The sequence below is a fragment of the Paenibacillus sp. LT-B23 genome, assembly GCF_059417685.1.
In genome coordinates, this window is the sequence record NZ_JBSQBM010000001.1 from 506,811 (window position 1) to 530,427 (window position 23,617).

4 protein-coding genes are annotated in these 23,617 nt (G+C 48.7%); all 4 read left to right on the forward strand.

From position 1 onward, the window contains the following. Positions 1 to 255 precede the first annotated feature (255 nt). The 4 genes from fabD to ACWXW9_RS02315 all read left to right on the forward strand — a co-directional run bounded on the left by fabD (position 256) and on the right by ACWXW9_RS02315 (position 23,612). Positions 256 to 1,479, forward strand: coding sequence for an ACP S-malonyltransferase (fabD, locus tag ACWXW9_RS02300; protein ID WP_494928086.1), 1,224 nt, complete (start codon positions 256 to 258; stop codon positions 1,477 to 1,479). Further along, a complete protein-coding gene (locus ACWXW9_RS02305) occupies positions 1,454 to 14,122 on the forward strand; it encodes a non-ribosomal peptide synthetase/type I polyketide synthase (RefSeq protein ID WP_494928087.1) in 12,669 nt (4,222 codons plus the stop codon). The genes fabD and ACWXW9_RS02305 overlap by 26 nt, the downstream gene beginning before the upstream one ends. 24 nt (positions 14,123 to 14,146) lie before the next feature. Beyond that, a complete protein-coding gene (locus ACWXW9_RS02310; RefSeq protein WP_494928088.1) occupies positions 14,147 to 18,784 on the forward strand; it encodes an amino acid adenylation domain-containing protein in 4,638 nt (1,545 codons plus the stop codon). Between the two features lie 61 nt (positions 18,785 to 18,845). After that, a complete protein-coding gene (locus ACWXW9_RS02315) occupies positions 18,846 to 23,612 on the forward strand; it encodes an amino acid adenylation domain-containing protein (RefSeq protein WP_494928089.1) in 4,767 nt (1,588 codons plus the stop codon). Positions 23,613 to 23,617: the final 5 nt, after the last annotated feature.

The window sequence follows — 23,617 nt, forward strand, 5'->3', positions numbered from 1 at the left end:
CTCCAAGTTTTTCACACTTCCAAGTTTTTACACACACCTAACTCATTTTCAATTACACCACGAATGGCAATTCAATTACCTAGTTAAATTTTAAATTGTGCTTATTGTTTTTTGGCAACCGTACAACTTTGCTTTGTTATGGTTTGCTACATCTATCTCCATATCTCCATATCTCCATACATATGTACATTAACACCTGAATCGTAAAAACATTTTTGTTTTGCCACATCTTTGTGGGGAGGAAAGGGGTTTGATATGAATCGCATGGCTTTGGTTTTTCCGGGACAAGGGTCCCAGTATGTAGGAATGGGAGCGGCATGGCACAGCAACTTTACAGAAGCGGATCACTTGTTTGAAGAGGCTGCTGATATTTTGGGATATGATCTGAAAGCTTTATGCATGGCAGGTCCGATCACCCAATTATCCAGGACATTCTATACTCAGCCCGCACTTCTTACGATTAGCGTGATTGCATTCCGGCGTTATATGCACGAAATCGGGATTATCCCTGAATTTTCAGCAGGTCATAGCCTGGGTGAATATTCAGCTCTGGTAAGTAGCGGTGTTCTATCCTTTGGCGACGCTTTACGACTGGTACAAGAGCGGGGACGCTTCATGGAAGCAGCCGCAGAGGCTGGTCTGGGCAGCATGATTGCCATTCGCGGAGCTGAGTTGAACGTCGTGGAAGAATTCTGTAGTCTGCACTCCACAGTCGATCAGCCTGCTGTCATTGCCTGTTACAATTCGCCCAATCAGTATGTCGTCTCTGGTCATCATACGTCGGTAGCTGTGGTAGCTGGCAAGTTAGAACAGCGGGGGGCCCAAATTACTCGCTTGCAGGTCAGCGGTCCTTTTCATAGTCCGCTTATGCAGCATGCTGCGGACAGGCTGACCATCGAGCTGCAAAAATACACTTTCCATGAAGCGCGGTGGCCCGTGATCTCCAATGTGACCGCTCAGCCATACCCTGATGTAGACAGCATACGTCAAGGATTGATTTTGCAAATGACTCACCCGGTTCGATGGATACAAACCATGCAGTATATGGCGAATCATGGCGTGGAGCAAGGCATTGAGTTAGGCCCACGGACAGTGCTGAAAAATTTGGCGAAAGAAATAAACACCACTATTGAAGTGCTTTCTCTGGATAGAGACCTGGATCGAGTTGAACTGGAACGCCGTTTCTCGATCCGTGATTGGATTGCCCGTTCCCTGTCGCTGGCGGTGTCTACTCCCAATGCCAATTGGAATGAAGATGAGTATCGAAAAGGTGTTATTTTTCCTGTTCGGAAACTGGAAGAATTACTGCGAAACTCGAAATCAGGCAGCAGTCCTCCACCTGCTTCTGAGCAAAGACAGGAAATACTGGGGTGTATTCGCCTGGTGTTGCAAACCAAACAGGTTTCCGAAGGAGAGCAGAAAGTAATTCTAGAGAAATTGAGGAGGGATCAGGATGGAACAGTTTCAAACTTTAATTGAAATCATTCAAGACCGCGCAAGCCGGAATGAGAACGGGATCACCTTTATTTCCGGTGATAAGCAAGAGGAATATGTGTCCTACAGTAAACTTCTGGAGCAAGCATCACAGGTACTTCATGAATTACAGGAAAAAGGGATACAACCTGGCGATGAGCTGATCATGCAGATCGACGACAATCATACCTTTGTGAATGTATTTTGGGGCTGCCTGCTCGGTGGAATCGTTCCTGTTCCTGTAAGCATCGGGAATAATGATGAACATAAAATGAAACTGTTTAAAATCTGGAATACGCTCTCCCGCCCTTATATGGTCGCGGATGACAAGGTTTTGGAGCAACTGGAAAAGTACGCGCATCAGCACGAACTGCTGAATTCCTTTGAGCCTGTTAAAAAAGCAACTTTTTCAAGCCATACATTTGACTATTCCGGTCTGAATAAAGGTGTAGTTCATGTATCCAAACCGGAGGATTTGGCTTTTATCCAATTTTCCTCAGGCTCTACAGGTGATCCTAAAGGGGTCATGCTGACACATGAAAATCTGGTTTACAATATTCGGGATATTGCAAATCAAACAGGCATGAGCTCCAAGGATGCTTATTTGGGCTGGATGCCGCTTACGCATGATCTGGGATTGATCGCCTTTCATTTAACCTGTGTGGTCGCTAATGCCAAGCAGCTGATTATGCCAACGGCACTTTTTATCCGACGCCCGTCTTTATGGCTAAAAAAAGTATCGGAGCATAAGGTGACTCAAATATGCTCTCCCAATTTCGGATATAAATTTTTTCTCGATCAGTACAAACCTGAAACAGCGGCTAACTGGGATTTGTCAAGCATACGTATGATTTTAAATGGGGCTGAGCCGATATCTGTAGAGCTTTGCCATGTGTTTATGGATGCGATGAGTGTTCACGGCTTGAATAAAAATGCGATGTATCCTGTCTATGGATTGGCAGAGGCGAGCGTGGGTGTTTCCACTCCCCCTCTCGACCAAGATACCTTTATTCCGTTTCATTTGAATCGGCAGCAGCTACGCGTAGGTGAACCCATAGAAGAAGTAGACAGGTCTGACAAGCGGTGTCTTACTTTTGTCGATTTGGGGAATCCGTTGGCCAGCACCTCTGTCCGCATTTGCGATGAACAAAATCGGGTGCTGGAAGATGGTGTGATTGGACACACGCAAATCCGTGGTAAAAATGTGACCGCTGGATATTACAACAATCCAGAGGCTACTGCGAAGGTCAAAACCGAGGATGGCTGGCTCATCACCGGAGATTTAGGGTTTATGCGGAATGGCCGCCTCGTTATTACGGGTAGAGCCAAGGATATCATTTTCGTGAACGGACAGAACGTCTATCCGCATGACATCGAGAGAATTGCCGAGGAACTGGATGGCGTAGATCTCGGAAAAGTAGCTGTGTGCGGTGTACATGATGCGCAAAACAGGCAAGATCGTATTGTTGCCTTTGTCATGCACACCAAAAAGATAGAGCTTTTTGTGCCGCTTGTCCAAAAACTGAAAAGTCATCTGAATTACCGGGGCGGTTGGCATATTCAGGATGTAGTTCCGATCCGGCGTATCCCTAAAACAACCAGCGGGAAGGTTCAGCGCTTTAAATTAGCCCAAAGTTATGAGCAGGGCGAATTCGATGAAATACTGACAACTCTGGCCGAGGCCACTCAAACCCTGCAAGCTGCTGAGCGTGCAGTCTTGCCTCAGGGAGAAATAGAACAGAAGCTGATTGGAATCTGCCAGGATATTTTAAATGTAAAGTCGATTGGTACGGACGATAGCTACTTTGATATCGGAGTAACTTCCTTGCAACTCGTTCAGATTGTGGACCAGTTGGAGGACCAATTAGGGGTTCATATTGAAGTGACGGACTTCTTTTCCTATCCGACCATCGCCAAGCTGGCAGCGTATATCTCCAGTCAGGGCCTCAGCAGCGACGCGGTTGCAACAGCACAGCCCGAGGCCAAGGAGGAAGCAAATGATCGGGATATCGCCATCATCGGCATGTCCGGCAAGTTTCCTCAAGCGGAAACGCTGGAGAAGTTTTGGGCAAATGTGTCATCAGGGGCAGACAATATCGGCCCGTACAGCAATGAAAGAAGAAAAGACGCCGAAGCTTTCATTTCCCGTCTGAATACCGAAGGTCGAAATATGCAAATCGCAGAAGGTGGTTATCTGGACGAAGTAGATAAGTTCGATTACTCCTTCTTTAAGCTGACTCCACGGGAAGCCTCGTTAATGGACCCCAATCAACGGCTATTTCTACAAACCGCCTGGAGCACGATTGAGGATGCGGGGTATGGAGGTAAGCAACTGGCAGGCCAAAAGGTCGGCGTGTATGTCGGCTTTTCCAAAACCAGCTTTGAATACGAGCGCCTGCTGTCCGAGGTGGAACCGGGTGCGCTGCCGAACTTTGCCATTGGTAATTTATCGTCCATTATTTCCAGCCGAATTGCGTATTTGCTCGATCTAAAAGGCCCGGCGTTAACGATTGATACAGCATGCTCTTCCTCACTTGTAGCGGTTCATCTGGCTTGCAAGTCCATCCTCAGCGGAGACTGCGATATGGCACTGGCAGGCGGAGTAAAGACGATTTTACTGCCTCTGAAAGCAGGCATTGGCATGGAATCCTCTGATGATCGGGCACGCGCCTTCGACGATCAGTCGGATGGAACGGGCTGGGGCGAAGGAGTTGGAGCGGTTTTACTGAAGCCGCTGCGTAAAGCGGAGCAAGACGGTGACAACATTTTAGCCGTGATCAAGGGAAGTGCAATCAATCAGGATGGCAGTACGATTGGTATTTCCGCGCCGAATGCGCTGGCTCAAGCGGAAGTGATTTCGCAGGCGTGGCGTGATGCACAGATTGATCCCGAAACGGTGAGCTATATCGAAGCACATGGCACCGGAACCAAGCTGGGCGATCCGGTCGAGATTGACGGCATTACCAAGGCCTTCCGCAAGCATACACAGCGCAAGCAATTTGTGGCGATCAGCACGGTCAAAACGAATATCGGCCATCTTTACGAAGCCGCCGGAATTGCGGGCTTGATCAAATCCGTACTGTCCATGAAGCATCGGCAGATTGCACCGCTCGTTCATTTTCGCACGCCAAACCAGAAGATCCATTTCGAGGAATCTCCGGTATATGCCAATACGAAGCTGAGGGAATGGGAAACGGACGGATTCCCGAGAAGAAGCGGGTTGAGTTCCTTTGGATTCAGCGGGACAAACTGCCATGTGGTGCTGGAGGAATATATAGCGAAGACGGAATCGGATCAAACCTCCACGGTCAGCAACAATGGATCATCACCGCTGCTGCTGACTCTGTCAGCGCGGAGTGAATCCGCTTTGCGTGAGCTGGTCGGGCGGTACGCAGAACGGTTCGGTCGCGCAGAAGAACTCATGATGCAGGATGTATGCTATACGGCTAACACGGGAAGAAGTCACCTGAATCACCGGATTGCAATAACTGCCGCTGGAGCGGATGCGCTGAAAGCGAAGGTACTTCAATTGCACGAACAAGGCAGAGCCGTCGAAGGCGTATACACTGGAAAAGCGGATAGCACAGGTGGTGCAGAGACGATTACTGGAAGCTTGGACACCTTGCAATCACTGGGGCAACTGGCTGCCAGGTACGTGCAGGGAGCACAGATCGATTGGAATACCCTATATGCAGGCAAGCACTACAAAAAGATTTCTCTGCCTACGTATCCATTCGAACGTAAAAGATGCTGGATTAACGTGCCCGAACAGGTTCGAACGGAACAGAAGGTACCAGTTCATGAAAACTCAACAGTAAAGGAGTCTGGAATTATGGGGAACGAGTATTTATCGTCGGCATCAGTTACCGATCAGCACAAAGCATCTATTCTTCAAAAGTTAGCGAAAATGATCGGTAACGTGTCCCATCTCAGTCTGGAGGAACTGGAGCCACAAACACATTTTCTGGAGCTTGGACTGGATTCCATTAATTTGTCCCAGGTTCGTCACAGTATCAAGGATACCTTCGGACTGGACGTTCCAATGAACGAATTTTTCGAAACGTTGACCACGCTGGAACTGTTAGCTAGCTACGTAGCCGAGCGGGTGAGCATTTCCACTTCTGCTGAAACCCCGGTTCAGTCTGTGGAAAATCGTCCGGAAACAACTCTGAATCAAGTTGATTATGTAGCTTCCCCGCTAACCCAACCGTCTCATGAATCAGCCGTTTATGCTATAGATACGGCTGGGCAAACACGGGCTCAAAGCTTCCCAATCGCTACAGCTCCTGCGGGTGTAGAGCGAATTTTGGAGCAACAGCTACATCTGATGTCACAGCAGCTCGATGTTCTCCGGCATCAACCATCTGCATCCGTAATAGCTTCCGAGCCGTTTAGTCCGGAAACGGGCGTTTTGCCCTCGGCAAGTAGAGAAAGCGCGCAGTTCATCCGTACCGAATCCAAGCAGGAAGTCGCGGCTGCTTTAGCACCGGCTCCATCCGTAAAGGCTGTTCCCAAGCAGACAGGCAATGAAGCCAAACCGTATACGCCTTATAAAAAGCTGGATGTTAAAGCACGTGAATTGCTTTCGCTCCGTCAGGAACAACATCTGCAAGAGCTGATTGAACGCTACACGGCCCGTACGCGTAGCACCAAGCAGTACACCCAGCAGTATCGCTCCGTATACGCCAATAACCGTAATGTGGCTGGTTTCCGGCCTGTTTTGAAGGAAATGGTGTACCAAATCGTTTCTCAACGTGCAGACGGATCAAAAATTTGGGATCTGGATGGCAATGAATATGTTGATTTGACGATGGGCTTTGGCGTGAATCTGTTTGGGCACAATCCGGCCTTTATCCGAGAAAAAATTGAGGAAGAACTGAAAAACGGAATGTGTGTCGGCCCGATGTCCAACATGGCCGGGCAAGTCGCCGAGAAAATTTGCAAGATGACCGGCGTGGAACGGATTGCCCTGTACAATTCCGGCACCGAGGCCGTCATGGTCGCGCTCCGTTTGGCACGTGCTGCTACGGGACGGGCTAAAGTCGTCATTTTTGCCGGCTCGTATCACGGTACATTCGACGGAGTGCTGGCACTGGGGAGCGCAGGTGACAACAAGGAGCATTCGACACCTCTGGCTCCAGGTATCTTGCAGCATATGGTGGACGATATCGTCGTGCTTAATTATGGAGCGGACGATTCCCTGGATTATATCCGCACCCATGCGCATGAGCTGGCGGCGGTTGTCGTGGAGCCAGTGCAAAGCCGCCGACCGGATTTTCAGCCTCAAGCCTTTTTGCAGGAAATTCGCCAGATGACGGAGCAGTCGGGTACTGCCTTCATTTTTGATGAAGTCATAACAGGCTTCCGGATTCAGCCGGGAGGAGCCCAAGCGTGGTTTGGGGTACAAGCCGACCTTGTGACTTACGGTAAAATCATTGGCGGCGGGCTGCCCATCGGTATCGTAGCCGGAAAAGCTGCCTTTATGAACGGGATCGATGGAGGCACGTGGAGCTTCGGGGACGATTCCTATCCACAACATGAGCAGCAGCGGACCTTTGTCGCAGGAACCTTCTGCCATCATCCGCTGGCAATGGCTGCTTCCTTAGCGGTGCTGGATCATTTGGAGAACAACGGCGAGCAGCTGCAAAATCGCTTGAACAGCCGCACCTCGGCGTTAGCAGCCGAGCTGAACAGCTATTTCACTGACGAACATGTACCTATGAGAGTGGTTAACTTTGGCTCCCTCTTCCGCTTCGTGCTCAAAGGTGATCTGGAATTGTTCTTTTATCACATGCTGGACAAAGGCATCTATATCTGGGAAGGACGAAACTGCTTCTTGTCCACGGCCCATACCGAGGAAGATATTGCGCGAATTGTGCAAGCGGTCAAGGATAGCGTGAACGAGCTGCGTAAAGGGGGATTTTTACCGGACCCGCCCCCGAATGGAAACGGCCCAGGGCCGGGCAAGCAACCTGTACCTGTAACTGTACCTCCAGAAGCTGAAGCAGTGGGTGTTCCAGAAACCGTAATTGCGCTGACTCCTGATCAAAAGCAGCTTTGGTTCGCCTCTGTTTCAGAACGAAGTGACTCTCAATCTTTACACGAAACCGCCTTGTTGCGGTTTCGTGGTCCACTTCAGCAGGAGGAGTTCAACCGGGCTGTCCAGACCATCGTGAACCGTCATGAAGCCCTACATACCTTTATGAGCGGCGATGGGGAAACTCAGGTGATCGCTCCTGTGATGAAAGTGGAAGTTCTGCTTCATGATTTTACCAGTCACCACCCGGATGAACAGGAACAGCATATCCGGGCATGGATGATCCAGGACAGTGAAACCCCGTTTGCCATGACGCCAGGAGATCCGTTATTCCGGATTCATCTGCTGAAAATATCAGATGAGGAGCATCTGAGTGTCTTTACGTTCCATCATTTTATCGCGGATGGCTGGTCGATTGGTGTATTCATTCAGGAACTGGAACACATCTATTCTGCGCTTGTCCAGCATGCCGACTACAACCTTCCCGATCCAGTACCTTTTCGGAAATACGTTGTTTGGCAGCAGGATCAATTGAAAGCCGGGAAAGAAGAGGCCTTTGCTTTTTGGTCAGCAGTGCTGGAAAAGCAGCCGCCTGTCCTCAATCTACCATCTCCGGTGAGGGGAATACAGATTCCGTCTTCCAGCGGAAGCAGACATACTGTAATGCTCGAAGCGCCGCTCGTTAAACAATTGAGATCCGCCAGTATAAAGCTTGGCAGCAGTCTTTTTATAACGCTGCTATCAGCCTTTCAGATTTTTCTGCATCGCCTGACAGGGCAGCAGGAAGTAACGGTGGGGATTCCCACCGCAGGACAATCCCATATGGACGCCTTCTCCCTGATCGGCAACTGTGTCAACTTACTTCCGGTGATCAGCGAAGTGCGTCCTGATACTACTTTTACGGAGCATGCCCAAACGGTTAAAAAGCGCATGAATGAACTGGACAGCTTCCAAAAATACAGCTTTGCCGGACTCGCTCAGCTGGGGCTGAGGAATTTGCCTGTCATTAACGCTGTATTCAATATGGATCGACCGATTCCGCGTTTTCAATTCCATGGAATGGAAGCAGAACTCATTGAGAATGAGGTATCATTCAGCAAATATGAGTTGTTTTTGAACGTGACAGAGGCGCAGAAGCAATTACGTCTTGATTTTGACTACAATTCGGATCTTTTTCAGCAAAACATCATCGAAGCCTGGTCAGGATATTTCCTGAATCTGCTGCATTCCATTGTAGAGGAAGAAGGGGCTCGCGTTTCCGCGATGTCTTTACTCCGTGCGTCGGAGAACGAACAACTTCGAACTGCATGGGCAGCAAATACCGATGCTAACGGAAACTATCTTTGCGTCCTTGATGCTTACAAGCATCTGGCACCTGTCGGGACAGCAGGGGAGGTGTATCAAGCCTCTGTAGCAGGCCTGTTGGGAACGACTCGGGAATGGGCTTACGTGGAAAACGATGGCAAGCTGCGGCATATTGGAAATTTGAATCGGACCATCCACATTCGTGGACATCAGGTTAATCTGGAACAGCTGGAGAAACACCTGCTGCAAATTTTCCAATTGGAATCCTGCGTCATTACATCGCAAACGGGCGAAGCTGGGGAAGTCTCATATATAACGGCCTATGTGGTGGCGAATGCATCGAAGCCTTGGGAAGAAGCCGCACTGAAAAAGGCTATAATTGAGATTCTTCCAGATTATACACAGCCCCGTTTTTGGATTCCTATGGATCATATTCCACTTCTGCCAGATGGTCAGCCTGATCTACAGGCTCTACCAGCGCCGGGACAAGCAAGCGTATTCGCTAAAACAGACGCCGCTTCTGAGAACCACGGCGTAGAAGATCAGCTCGTGAACATTTGGATGAACGTTCTGAATGTAACGGATATCAGCTATGACGATAACTTTTTTCAACTGGGCGGTGATTCGCTAAAAGCGACGGTCATTCTGTCGAGAGTCAATAAGGAATTGGGTGTACACATTCCACTCAGCCACATTTTTGAGCTGCAAACGATTGCTGAGCTGGCTACATATATTGCGGGGGGAACAAAGAAGACCTATGAACCGATTGTATCTGTAAAATCGCAAGCCTTCTATCCGGTGTCTTCTTCCCAAAAGAGAATGTACGTGCTGGATCAGCTGGGAGGCGGAACGGCCTATCATGTACCCGGTCAGCTTTTCATAGAGGGAAATCTGGAGGTCCCCCGCTTTATTGAAGCCGTTAAGGAAGTTATTTTGCGACATGAATCCTTTCGGACATATTTCGATCTGGAAGACGGGGAAGTAGTACAAAAAGTTCGGGACACGATTCCATTCGACATCCCGTATACCCGTATTTCCAAGGAAGAAGCAAAGCAGGCTCGGGCCTTGTTTGTTCAGCCTTTTCATCTGGGAACAGCCCCTTTATTCCGCGCCGAACTGCAGGAATTTATCGAAGGTGGCTTCATACTGCTAGTGGATATGCATCACATCGTGTCCGACGGTTTCTCCATGGCCGTGCTGCTGGATGAAATCATTCAACGGTATCAGGGCAGACAGCTTGCGAACATTCAGCTTCATTACAAAGACTTTGTTGCTTGGCAGAAGCAGCAGATCACTGACGACGCATTGCAAGCGCATGAATCATATTGGCTCCAGACCTTGAATGGCGAGCTTCCTGTACTGAATATGCCTACGGACTTTTCACGTCCGCAAGCACAAAGCTTTGAAGGCGACAGCTTGACCGTCACATTGGAATCCAACCTTACTAGCACACTCTACACATTGGCCCAAGATACCGAATCTACGATCTTTATGGTACTTTTGGCAGCTTATAATGTCCTGCTAGGCAAATATTCCGGCCAAGAGGATATTATCGTGGGTACACCTGTTGCCGGAAGACGGCATGTGGATACGCAAGCGATGATTGGCATGTTCGTTAATACGCTGGTTCTTCGCAATCAGCCGCAATCTTCTTTAACGTTCCAATCCTTTTTGCAGAAGGTTAAGCAAAGCTCGCTACTGGCACTGGAGCATCAGGAATACCCGTTTGATGAGCTTGTAGACAAGCTGGAACTGGTACGCGACGTAAGTCGAAACCCGGTGTTCGATACGATGTTCAGTTTGCAAAATGTCGGCACAGATGTTTTGGAAACAGGAGGCATTCGTTTTAAACCGGAAGAATTCAACGCGGGCATATCCAAGGTAGATTTTTCATTGCATGTGACCGAGGAAAAAGAAGGTTTGTCCTTCACTTTGGAGTATGGCACGAAGCTGTTTAAACTGGAGACCATCCGACGGCTGGCAGAGCATTTTGTGCGAATTTTGGAAACAGTGACGCAGGATGTCGGGGTGCAGTTGGCTGATATTACGATCGTATCTGATGAAGAGAAGCAATTGCTGCTGACCGGATTTAACGATACCATCGTACCTTTCCCGTACAATGAGACACTCCACGGGCAGTTTGAAAAGCAGGTCGCACAGACGCCGGATCATATAGCATTGGTGTTCGGAAATCAGCGTCTGACCTACCGGGAGTTGAACGAACGTGCTAACTCACTGGCACGGGTACTTCAAGCGCATGGCGTAGGACCCGATAAGCTGGTTGGCCTGATGGTACAGCGTTCGGCGGAAATGATCATCGGTCTGCTGGCCGTGCTAAAAGCGGGTGGCGCTTATGTGCCGATCGACCCTGAATATCCGTCAGCCCGTATTGAATATATGCTGAGTGACAGTGAGGCCGCCGTACTCCTGACCAGTCGCGATCTGGTAGGAGAACACCATTACAGCGCCAACACCCTGTTTATCGAAGATGAGGAAGTATATCAAGGAGAAAAGACCAATCTGGAAGCCACTGCTCAGCCGGAGCATCTGGCTTATGTCATCTATACTTCTGGCTCAACCGGAAATCCGAAAGGAGTTATGCTCCAGCATCGCTCGGTGCTGAACTTTATTACAGGAATGCGCGAAATGATCGACTTTGCAGCGGACAAAACGATTTTATCGCTAACCACCATTTCGTTCGATATTTTCGTATTGGAAACGATCCTGCCGCTGCTAGGCGGAATGACCGTTGTGCTTGGCGACCGCCATCATCAGGTTGATCCTCAAACACTTGGCGAGCTGATTACTGCACATCACATTGACATGCTTCAAATGACGCCATCCCGGCTGCAAATGCTGCTGAGTCATGAGGAAGGTTTCCGAGCGCTGCAAGGTGTACAGGAAGTTATGGTGGGGGGAGAAGCGCTTCCACCCAAGCTGCTGGAGGCATTGCAGAAATTGAACGGTCCCCGCATTTATAACATGTACGGACCTACGGAAACGACGGTTTGGTCGGCAGTGCAGGAACTTACGAATGCCAAACAGATTGACATTGGACGTCCCATCGCGAATACGCAAATTTATGTCATTGATGCGCAGGACAGATTACAACCTATTGGTGTACCAGGCGAGCTATGCATTGCAGGGGAAGGATTGGCCCGTGGCTATTGGAATCGCGCGGAACTGACGGCGGACAAATTTGTAGATAATCCATTTTCAACAGGAACACGAATGTACAGAACGGGCGATCTCGCCCGCTGGAAAGCGGATGGAAATCTGGAGTTTATCGGCCGAATCGACCATCAGGTGAAAGTACGTGGATTCCGGATTGAGCTGGGTGAAGTTGAAAATGCTTTGATTAGCCATTCTGCAATTCGAGAGGCTGTCGTCACTGTAAATCAAAGCAAAGATCAAGAATCCGTCTTGTGTGCCTACATTGTACTGCATACAGAAGAAACACCAAGCTTAACCGTAATTCATGAGCATGCCGCCAAGTTGCTTCCGTATTACTCGGTACCGTCTCACTTTGTGTTTCTGGATCGTATACCGTTGACTCCGAATGGAAAAACCGACCGAAAAGCGTTGCCGGAGCCTGACGAGCTATTCCGACCGGATATTGCCTATGTAGCGCCACGAAATGATGTGGAAGAAGCTTTGGCCGCCGTATGGCAAGAAGTTTTGGGGCGCGATCTGGTGGGCATTCAGGATAACTTTTTCCTGCTCGGAGGCGACTCCATCAAAGCAGTTCAGGTCATCGCACGCTTACGTCTTTACGGGTATTCACTGGATATCCGACACGTACTGGAGCATCCGTCCATTGAAATCCTGAGCGGCTATGCGGAAACACTGTCCCGTCCGATTGAGCAAGGCCCGGTAGATGGAGAGGCACCACTGACCCCGATACAACGTCATCTAATCAATTGGATCGAACGGCATCCATCCGAGGCACTTCCTGCCGCAACATCGGTACTGTTGTTAGCAAAGTCGGGCTTTGATGAGCAGCCATTGCGAGCTACATTGAAGAAAATCGTGGAGCACCACGATGCTCTACGCCTTGGCTTATTACAACAGGATGACGGGTCGGTTACGCAAGCTCACAAAGGACTGAATGAGGAGCTAATCACTTTGGAGGTGCTGTCGCTTACGGGAACAGCAAGCGAAGCACGCAGCCAATTGGAAGCTGAGTGCCAACGTATTCAAAGCAGCCTGCGGCTGTTTGAAGGACCACGAGTTCGGGCAGGGCTTTTCCGTCTGGATAGCGGGGATCATCTTTTCCTTGCTATAGACCCGCTGGTGGTTGACTCCATTTCATGGAGTATTTTGCTCGAAGATCTGGCAACAGGCTACGGGCAAGCTCTGAACGGGGAAATGATTGTCTTACCGGACAAAACGAACGCTTACCAAACATGGGCCGAACATCTTGAGAATTATGCGAATAGCAAAGAGTTGCTCAAGGAGCAGGACTATTGGAAAAAGATAGAGTTGTCCGAATGGGGACTGCTTCCCAAAGATCATGAAGTCATTACGGACTCTGGAACGGAACGGCAAACGAATCAGCTCCATCTGCAATTATCAGCAGACAAAACCCAGGACCTGATGACACAGGTCAATCATGTCTACAACACAGTGCCGGATGAAGTGCTGCTGTCCGTGTTGGGTCAGACAGTATCCGAATGGTCAGGACAAGAACAGATTGCACTCTACTTGGAGAACTCTGGCCGAGAGCCAGGTGATACAAATTCGCTGGATATCTCCAGAACGGTAGGGCAGTTTACGTCCGTGTATCCGGTTGTGCTGGACATCAAATCTGCGGATGAACTATCGCTGTTGCTCAAGCGTGTGAAGGAAACGGTTCGACAGGTTCCAAATCAGGGATTGGGCTACGGTGTATTGAGATACCTGACCGAAGCCAGCAATCCAACGGATTCTAAACATTCTCGTCATCCAGAAATCGGTTTCCGTTATATAGACTCACTGGACCCAGAATCAATTTATTTTTCAACATCGCCGCTGGAAGCTGAGATTGCACCAGGTACCAAGGATGCGAATAGCGATTCACCTTATGCTCTCTATATGAATAGCCGCGTGGAAGGCGGGAAATTAAACATCCGTCTAATTTATGACCAGAATGCATATGAAGAACACACGATCAAACACCTTCTCTCTCGCTTCGAAACTCACCTGTTGAATGCCATCCGTCATTGTCTGGATCAGTCCGGTCAGGAACTGACACCAACAGACGTAGGAGCAGATGATCTGGACCTGGAAGAGTTCGAAGACATGAAGCAATTTTATGAAAGCTTATAATTATTCGCCCGAGGGGGAAATTCCATGAGTAAAAGTCTTGAAATCGAAAAGGTGGCTAATTTAACGCCTTTGCAGGAAGGAATGCTCTTTCATACGGTGATGGAGCCGGAATCACAGGCGTACTATGAGCAAGTGCGAATGACCCTCCGGGGGGAACTGAATTTGGAGGCTCTGCAAAAGAGCTTCCAAACCCTGGTACAGCGTCACGAAACACTCCGTTCGAATATTTATCATAAAAGTGCCTCCCGCTCGCGGCTCATTGTGTTTAAGGAACGAAATGTAACGCTTCATTATGAGAATTTGACGGATATTCCCGAGGCAAAGCAAGCTGAAGCGATTCGCAGCTACATAGATGCAGACCGGAACCATCGGTACGATCTGAGCAAGGACTTGCTCGTCCGTCTGGCTGTGCTTCAAACCCAAACGAACGCATATACGCTACTTTTAAGCTTTCATCATATCATTATAGATGGCTGGTGCCTTGGCATCGTCATGGACGAGCTGTTCGCGGCTTATGAAGCGCTGAAAGCGGGGAAGCCCGTAGAACTGCCAACACCGCAGCCCTATACTGGCTATGCCCGCTGGCTGGACAAGCAGGATAGGGAGGCGGCGAAGGAATACTGGCGGTCCATCCTGGAAGGCTATGATCAGCCCGCCGTGCTGCCAACCCTGCCTGTAACCCATCCGCTTCAGGCAGCTACCGGGTACTTGCTGCATGAGCATAAAATAACACTCACGGATGAAACCACCCGTCAATTGCGGATGGTGGCTGAACGCAACGGAACGACCCTGAGCAGTTTGTTTCTGGCTGCATGGGGAGTCGTGCTTGGAGGATACAACCAAAGTGAAGACGTCGTCTTCGGCACCGTTGTTTCCGGTCGACCGCCGGAGCTTGAAGGTGTGGAACAGATGTTGGGACTTTTCATTAACACCATACCGATACGAATCAAATTGGATGCAGATCAGCCATTCTCAGGTCTGCTTCGTGAAGTGCAGCGCAGCGCGGTTCAATCCCGGGCATATGACTATTTTTCACTCGCTGAAATCCAGTCCCAGTCAGCGCTCAAGCAGCAACTCATGGATCATTTTGTTGTATTTGAAAATTACCCGCTGGAGGATATGGTTGGCCGGCCTGATCTGAAGGAACGGCTTGGATTCGTCGTGGAGGACGCCCAGTTGTCCGAAGAAACACCTTACCCCTTCAATATCGAAGTGGAGGACGGAAAAGCGCTGAGCTTTATGCTGTCCTACAACAACTATGTCTACAGCGATGAAGCGATAACACGGTTAGCCGGACATGTGGAGCATACACTCGTTCAGATTGCACGTACACCAGAAATCCTGTTGCGGGACATTCGTCTGCTGACCGCTACAGAAGAGGCGGAGCTCACCCATGTATGGAGCGGACCGGTTGCCAACTATCCTGCCGGAACGTTTCATGGAATATTCGAAGCGCAGGCAGAACGTATCCCGGAACAGACGGCTGTCATCTACGAGGATACCGCACTGACCTATCATGAGTTGAATAAGCAGGCCAATCTGCTGGCTCAGGCTCTGCAAAGCCGTGGGGTTAAGCGTGAACATCTCGTCGCCGTAATGCTGGAGCGTTCAGCAGACATGATTATCGCTGTGTTAGGGATTATGAAGGCGGGAGCGGCCTATGTACCTGTCGATCCGACCTACCCGAAGGAAAGAATTGCTTACATGCTTCAAGACAGCGGGGCTACTATTCTGCTCACGCAGTCTTCCCTGACTGAACTACTGGCGGATGTGGATTTTGCAGGTGAAGTGCTGGACTTGCCTATACTGCTGACAGAAATTCCGATCCACTCTGGCGAACCAGAGCCCCTTTTCAAATCTACACATGACCCTGCGGCTTTGGCCTACGTTATTTATACATCAGGAACGACGGGCAATGCCAAGGGAGTCATGATTGAGCATCGTCACTATGTCAATACAACGCTGGGGTATAGAGATGCCTATCGGATGGATGAATTTAAGGTCAAACTGTTACAAATCGCCAGCCTGTCGTTTGATGTATTTGCTGGAGATCTGGCCCGGACATTTATCAACGGAGGTACTATGGTTATTTGTCCTCAGCATATACGCAGCGATCCAGCAGCTCTGGCGAAGACTCTCGAAGAACATCAAATCACCATATTTGATGCCCCACCAGCGCTAATGATGCTACTCATGGAGTATGTGTATGAACAAGGCATAGATATCAGTGCGATGAAGCTGGTTACGACGGGCTCAGACAGTTGTAGTGTGGACAACTACCGCACACTGCTTACACGCTTCGGTGACCGTATTCGCATTATGAATTGCTACGGTGTGACCGAAGCGACTATTGATTCCAGCTTTTATGAAGAAACGGCGGAACGCCTGCCTCCATCCGGTATCGTCCCGATTGGAAAGGCGTTGCCGAACCATAGAGTATATATCGTAGATGAGGCTTTGCGTCCGCTCCCCATCGGCGTAGCCGGGGAATTGTGTATTGGCGGCGCTTCTGTAGCTCGAGGTTATCTGAACCGTCCTGACCTGACTGCGGAAAAATTTGTACCGAATCCGTTTGTGAGTGGAGAGCGTCTATACCGCACCGGAGATCTGGCACGCTGGCTGCCGGATGGCAACATTGATTTCATTGGCCGGGTTGACTTTCAGGTGAAAATTCGTGGTTACCGGATCGAGCCGGGTGAAATCGAGTCGTCCCTACTCCAATTGGATGAGGTACGCCAAGCAGTGGTCACGGATAGAACGGACAAGACCGGACAAAAGTATTTGTGCGCCTACGTAGCAGGTACAACCGACAAATCCTTCCTGCGGACAGAGCTTGCCAAACAGTTGCCTAGCTATATGGTACCTGCGCATATTATCGTGCTGGATCAATTGCCTTTGACCCATAACGGTAAAATTGATCGACGTGCGCTTCCAGAACCCGAAGATTTTGTGTTGACGGACGTCGAGTATGAAGCTCCGCAGAGCGAGCTGGAGCAAACACTCGCTTCCATCTGGGAGGAAGTCATTGGCGTTAAGCCGATTGGCCTGCGCAACAACTTTTTTGAGCTTGGCGGGGATTCGATCAAAGCACTACAAATTGCGGCCCGGTTGAATGCGAAGGGCCTCAAAATGGACATGAAGGATTTATTCCGTTATCCGCAGATTGATCTGATCGCTCCTTATATTAAAGAAGTAACCCGGACCATCCCGCAGGGGCCAGTACAAGGTGCAGTGGAGCTGACACCGATCCAATGGGAGTTTTTTGAGCATCATCGAACAGAATGTCAACATTACAATCAGGCGGTCATGCTCCAGAACGCCGAAAGATGGAACGAAACCTGGCTGCGAAGCGCCGTGGATAAGCTGACCACGCACCATGATGCCTTGCGCATCATCTTTGATGAGCGTGAAAAAGAACCTGTCGCCTATAACAGAGGCACAGCCGAAGGTGAACGCTTCACATTGGAAAGCTACGATTTATCACATGCTGACCAGCCTGAGGAAGAAATCGCGCAGCTCGCTGACGCGTTGCAAAGCCGCTTTGATTTGCTCAACGGCCCGCTTGTGCGTTTGGCTTTATTCCGGCTACGGGAAGCCGATCATTTGTTAATCGTCATTCATCATCTTGTCGTAGATGGTGTGTCGTGGAGAATCCTGCTGGAGGACTTGGAAACAGCCTACCGGCAGGCAGCTAACGGTGAAAAGCTACAGCTACCCGCCAAAACCGATTCCTACAAGGAATGGGCAGCACGTCTGTCCAAGTATGCACAAAGCGCACTAGCGCGTCAGGAAATCAGCTATTGGAATGCGGTAGAAGCTCGTGAGATACACCCGCTGCCCAAAGATCATGAGGTTCCGGTTAGCCTGATCCGTGACGGACGCCAATTCGAAGTGACACTCAGCCGGGAAGAAACCGAAAACCTGCTGAAACACGCGCACTATGCTTACAATACCGAAATTAATGATATTTTACTGACGGCGCTAGGGATGGCTTTTCATGAATGGAGTGGACATGCTAAAATTGCGGTTCATTTGGAAGGACATGGTAGGGAGGAGTTCATCAAAGACATTGATGTTTCCCGCACAGTCGGCTGGTTTACGTCTGTGTATCCGTTTGTGGTAGACGTGAGCAAGCCGCAAGATTTGGCCCATCAGATCAAAATGGTTAAAGATAAGCTTCGGCGGGTGCCCAACAAGGGTGTAGGATACGGAATTTTACGCTATTTGTCTCCAAGATACCAACAGGATACTGCGGTACTTTTTTCAGCAAAGGTCCCTGAAATCAGCTTTAACTACTTGGGGCAATTTGATGGGAAGACCGGAGCAGATGCACCTTTGCGAACCTCGACGCTTTCTTCGTTTGCCGGTGCTGAAGTTAGCCCTCACGCCGAAAGAACACATACCGTTGATATCAACGGTATGGTGAGCGATGGAAAACTTTGCCTTGTATTCGACTATAACGGACGTGAATATGAGCCATCTACGGTGGAGCGGTTGACTGCGGGATATAAAAAGCATTTGCTGGAGCTCATTCGCCATTGTTGCGCAAAGGAAACAACCGAGCAAAGTCCGACCGATTTCACATACGGGCAATTATCCATTGGACAGTTTGAAAATATAGCAAGTCGTTTGAACGACAAACTGTTGAACAATCTCAAATAAAGATAAACAGACCAAGATACATCAAATTAAACATTTGCACCGTTAAGGAGAGGTGAATTTTTTGACTCAGGTGAAAATTAAAGACCTCTACCCACTTTCGCCAATGCAAGAGGGGATGTTGTTTCATTCCATATTGGATCAAAAGTCGGAAGCTTATTTTGAACAGACCATTATCACCAGTCAAGACATTTTGGACGCCAGCCTAATACAACAAAGCTTGCAAAAGCTGGTCGACCGATACGATATTTTCCGCACCGTCTTTATGTATAAGGAAACCGAACGGCCTCTTCAGGTCGTTCTGGAACAACGTGAGGCAGCTCCTATTAATGTTGAAAATTGGAGTAGACAGACGGATGAAGAAAAAAAAGCTCTTCTGGAGTCCTTTCTAAAAAACGATCGGCAAATGGGCTTTGATCTGGAAAAAGACGTTCCGATTCGGCTGGCTTTAATTCGGTGGACAGAGGAAGACTCCAAGCTCATTTGGAGCTTTCCTCATATCGTGATGGATGGCTGGTGCATGGGGACAGTGGCTCAGGATTTTTTCGACATCTACATCTCTCTTCGGGACAACACGCCTTTAAAACTAGGGCCAGTTTTTCCATTCAGCAGCTTTATCCAGTGGCTGGAGAGACAAGACAAGGAGGAAGCGGCCGCGTACTGGCAACGATATCTGCTTGAAGTTGAAAATGAAACCGTCGTTCCTGGCTATACCCGGTCGTTCGATTCATCCTATAGGGCAGAACAATTTACAAGCATATGGGAAGAACGTCTGACCCAAGGTTTAGAGCGTATTGCCAAGCAGTACCGTGTCACCGTTAGCACCGTATTTCAAACCCTTTGGGGCATTTTACTACAAACATACAATAACAGTAACGATGTTATTATGGGTTCGGTTGTATCTGGCAGACCGGATGAAGTGCCTGGTATAGAAAATATGGTCGGTTTGTTCATCAATACGATTCCGGTACGGATCATCAGCTCCCCAGAACAACGGTTTTCCGATTTACTGGCGTCTGTGCAGGTCTCCATGATGGAGTCCAATCGGTATTCTTATCTGTCACTAGCTGATATCCAGTCTCACACCTCATTAAAGCAAAATCTGATTCGTCATATCGTGGTATTTGAAAATTATCCGATTTCCGAGGATCTCATGAGCCTTGAGGAAGAATCAAAAGCGATTCGAATCACGGAAGTGGAAGAAATCGAGCAAACCAACTATGATTTGAACGTTGTCGTCGTGCCCGGGCGCAAGCTTGAAATCAGATTTAGCTATAACGAGCTAACCTATGACCAAAACATGATCCAACTCATCGCCAGCCATCTCAGCCAAGCCATGGAGCAGGTTCTTCTTAACCCGGATATACGCGTTAAGAACCTGGAATTTCTGACGACAGAGGAGAGACGGCGGCTCCTGTTCGATTTTAATGATACCCGGACATTGTACCCTGCTGAGCAAACGATCCATCACTGTTTTGAGGAACAAGCAGAAAAGACACCGGAAGCAGTAGCAGTTGTATTTGAAAATCGTGAGCTGACCTACAGAGAATTAAATATAAAGGCTAATCAGTTGGCCTCAAAGCTGCGGAAGCTGGGCGTTCAGCCGGATACCATTGTGGCTATCCTGACCGAACGGTCACCCGAAATGGTTATTGGTGTACTGGGTATTTTAAAAGCTGGAGCAGCTTATTTGCCGATAGATCCTTCCTATCCCCAAGACCGGATTACATTTATGCTTGAGGATAGCCGTAGCAATATTTTACTGACCTTATCAGGCAGAGGAAGCCAAACAACAGGACTCGAATTTTCTGGTACTGTGCTGGATTTGGGTGATATTGGATCTTATGATGCCGACGTCTTCACCAGTTTCAATCTATCGGCAACAACAGCAGATCATTTGGCGTATGTGATGTACACCTCTGGCTCCACGGGTCGTCCTAAGGGAGTCATGATTGAGCATCGAAATGTCATACGACTGGTCAAAAATACAAATTACGTACAATTCGCTGAGAACGACCGCATTTTAATGACCGGAGCTTTAGTATTTGATGCCTGTACCTTTGAAATTTGGGGAGCTTTGCTCAACGGTCTACGATTGTATATCGTACCGGAATCCATCATTTTAAACGCTGTGAAACTGGGTACTGCACTCGAACAGAACCACATTTCGACGATGTGGCTGACATCGCCTTTGTTCAATCAACTTGCTCTGCAAAAGCCCGAACTATTTTCCCCTCTCAAATACTTGCTAGTTGGGGGAGATGTGCTTTCACCTGCAATCATCGCCAACGTTAGAGAAAAATGTCCTGGCTTGACAATCATTAATGGCTATGGCCCGACAGAGAATACCACATTCTCGTGCTGTTTCCCGATCGAAAAAGAGTATAGCAACATTCCGATCGGACGGCCGATCGGAAATTCCACTGCCTATATATTAGATTCTTCAAACAGATTGCTGCCTATCGGGGCTCAAGGCGAAATTTGTGTGGGTGGCGATGGTCTTGCACGCGGATATCTGAACAGAGATGATCTGACTCAGGAAAAGTTTGTCCCTAATCCGTTCATTCCCGGGGAAAAGATGTACCGGACAGGTGATTTGGGCAGATGGCTGCCAGACGGGTATCTGGAGTATCTCGGACGAATCGACCAGCAGGTTAAAATCCGAGGCTACCGTATCGAACCTGGAGAAATAGAAACCAGGCTCATGGGGCATGAAGACATTCATGGAGTGTATGTTGCCCTAAGAACCACGAATGATGGTCAAAAAACGCTCTGTGCTTACATTGCGACCGATGCAGTTCTGACCATGAGCGACATGAAAGCCCATTTGGCCGGTCAACTGCCAGACTATATGATTCCTGCCCAGTATGTATTTCTGCCGGCGCTTCCTTTGAACACAAATGGAAAGATTGATCGGCAAGCGCTTCCTGAGCCGGAAACGATCAGTAGTCTGCAGGTAGAGTACACGGCCCCAAGAAATGAAGTGGAGCGGCAGCTGGCGAATCTGTGGCAAACGGTGCTTGGAGCCGAAAGAGTCGGTATTGACGACAGCTTTTTCGAGCTTGGAGGGCACTCTTTAAAAGCCATTCAACTGGTATCCAAAGCACAGGAATTGAACATCCCGTTGGAAATACATCAATTGCTTCAATATCAGACTATTCGTAGCTTGTACGATCTTTTGCAACGCGGGGAAGAAGGGGTAGAGAACACAAGCAAACTTATATCTGACTCTCAGGAGGCCGGACGGATTATTGGAGAAGCCTTTGGTGCTCATGCCTTGCTTCGAACCGTATCCAGTGCTCAACAAGACTATCTGTTCCTGCAACTAGAGCCTTTCCATGCGGAGCAGGTTCAAGACATTACAGAATTTATTCAATCCCATATACATCCCGAGCTGTACCCCCATTATATTATTCCATGGGGCACAGACGAGCCCTATCGGGTTTGCGGAATTCCCGTGACAGATGACTCCGAGCTAACAAGCCCTGAGCAAGAAGCCTGTACCCAACATCAGGCAGAAGAATGGGTAGCCAATATTGCTGACTTAAATACGGAGTGGAGTACCAACATACTGGCTCCGGATACGATCGGACAATACCCGCTTGCTCCTGTACAGCTCTATCATTTGCAACATCCTGTCGGGTCAGGCATGTCTATCCGGTTGGACAGCTATTTGAACATCCCACGATTGACCGCAGCTATTCTACGAATAATTCATCGTCATGAATTGCTGCGAAGTGTCATTGTGAAGTCAGATGAAACGTGGACCTGGGGGCTTAAACCAGCACCAGAACATATTAGCTTGCCTACTGTGGATCTTTCTGGATATCCGGTATATATACAGCAGAGGCTTCTTTCTTACATGGTGCCAAAGCTTTATGAGGAACTGTATGAGCAATATTCTTTACAATATCGTATTGTCCTGATTCGCTTAAACTTGCGGGAGCAACTGCTTCTGCTGCCATGCTCACATATCATTTTTGACGCTACAAGCGGTGGCATTTTGCGGAGACAGCTTCTTGATGAATACTATCATTCCCAGCCGGCACCACAGCCGGCAGAGGCAAATCAATATCGGGATTATGTGGAGCATATCTGTCAAGGCCCTCAAGGCATCAGTGATCAGCAAATTAACAAGCAATTCAGGCTTCAAATGTTTGGCGAAAATAATGATCGTATCCAGACTCTAACGCAAACTCGTAACCATGCAGTATCTACTAAATATCATTGGAGATTGGATTTAAGCGACACTCCAGAGCTGGGGCAATCTGCGAACATGTGGAGTCTTTCACTTCAGATGGCATTCCAATTTTTCAGCACCTATTTTCATATTTCGGAGGTTCCGCTATGGATGACGAATTACGGAAGACAGTATGGCGATCAGAACTATTTTGGAACGGTGGGCGAATGTATTGATCATATCCCTATTGTACTTCAGGAAGACGACATCGTAGCTCGTGAAAAGGGAATCCTTGCACAGTTGGATTCGGCTACACGCCATCATTTGAATTTTTTCAATCTAATGATCAGCGCAGATATGGAGGAGGCTTATCCCGATTCCAGCCGCATCTTGAAAAAGGGGCTTGAACAATTGCCTGTCGTTTTCAATTATTTGGGGGAAAGCAGAGAAGACTCAGCGCTTTTTGACCATATGGATGTAGATGGTCAAAAAGCGAGCGTCAATGAAGCCATTTTTTTCGAAACACAGCATGTCGGCCAAGTACTGGAGATTTCTCTGATCCTTCCGTATGAAGAGGACCGCCAGTATATCCATCAAATCTTCCAAGCTGCTAGTGACAGGCTCTTAAATGCTTTGACCATTTCGCAGTAAGGAGA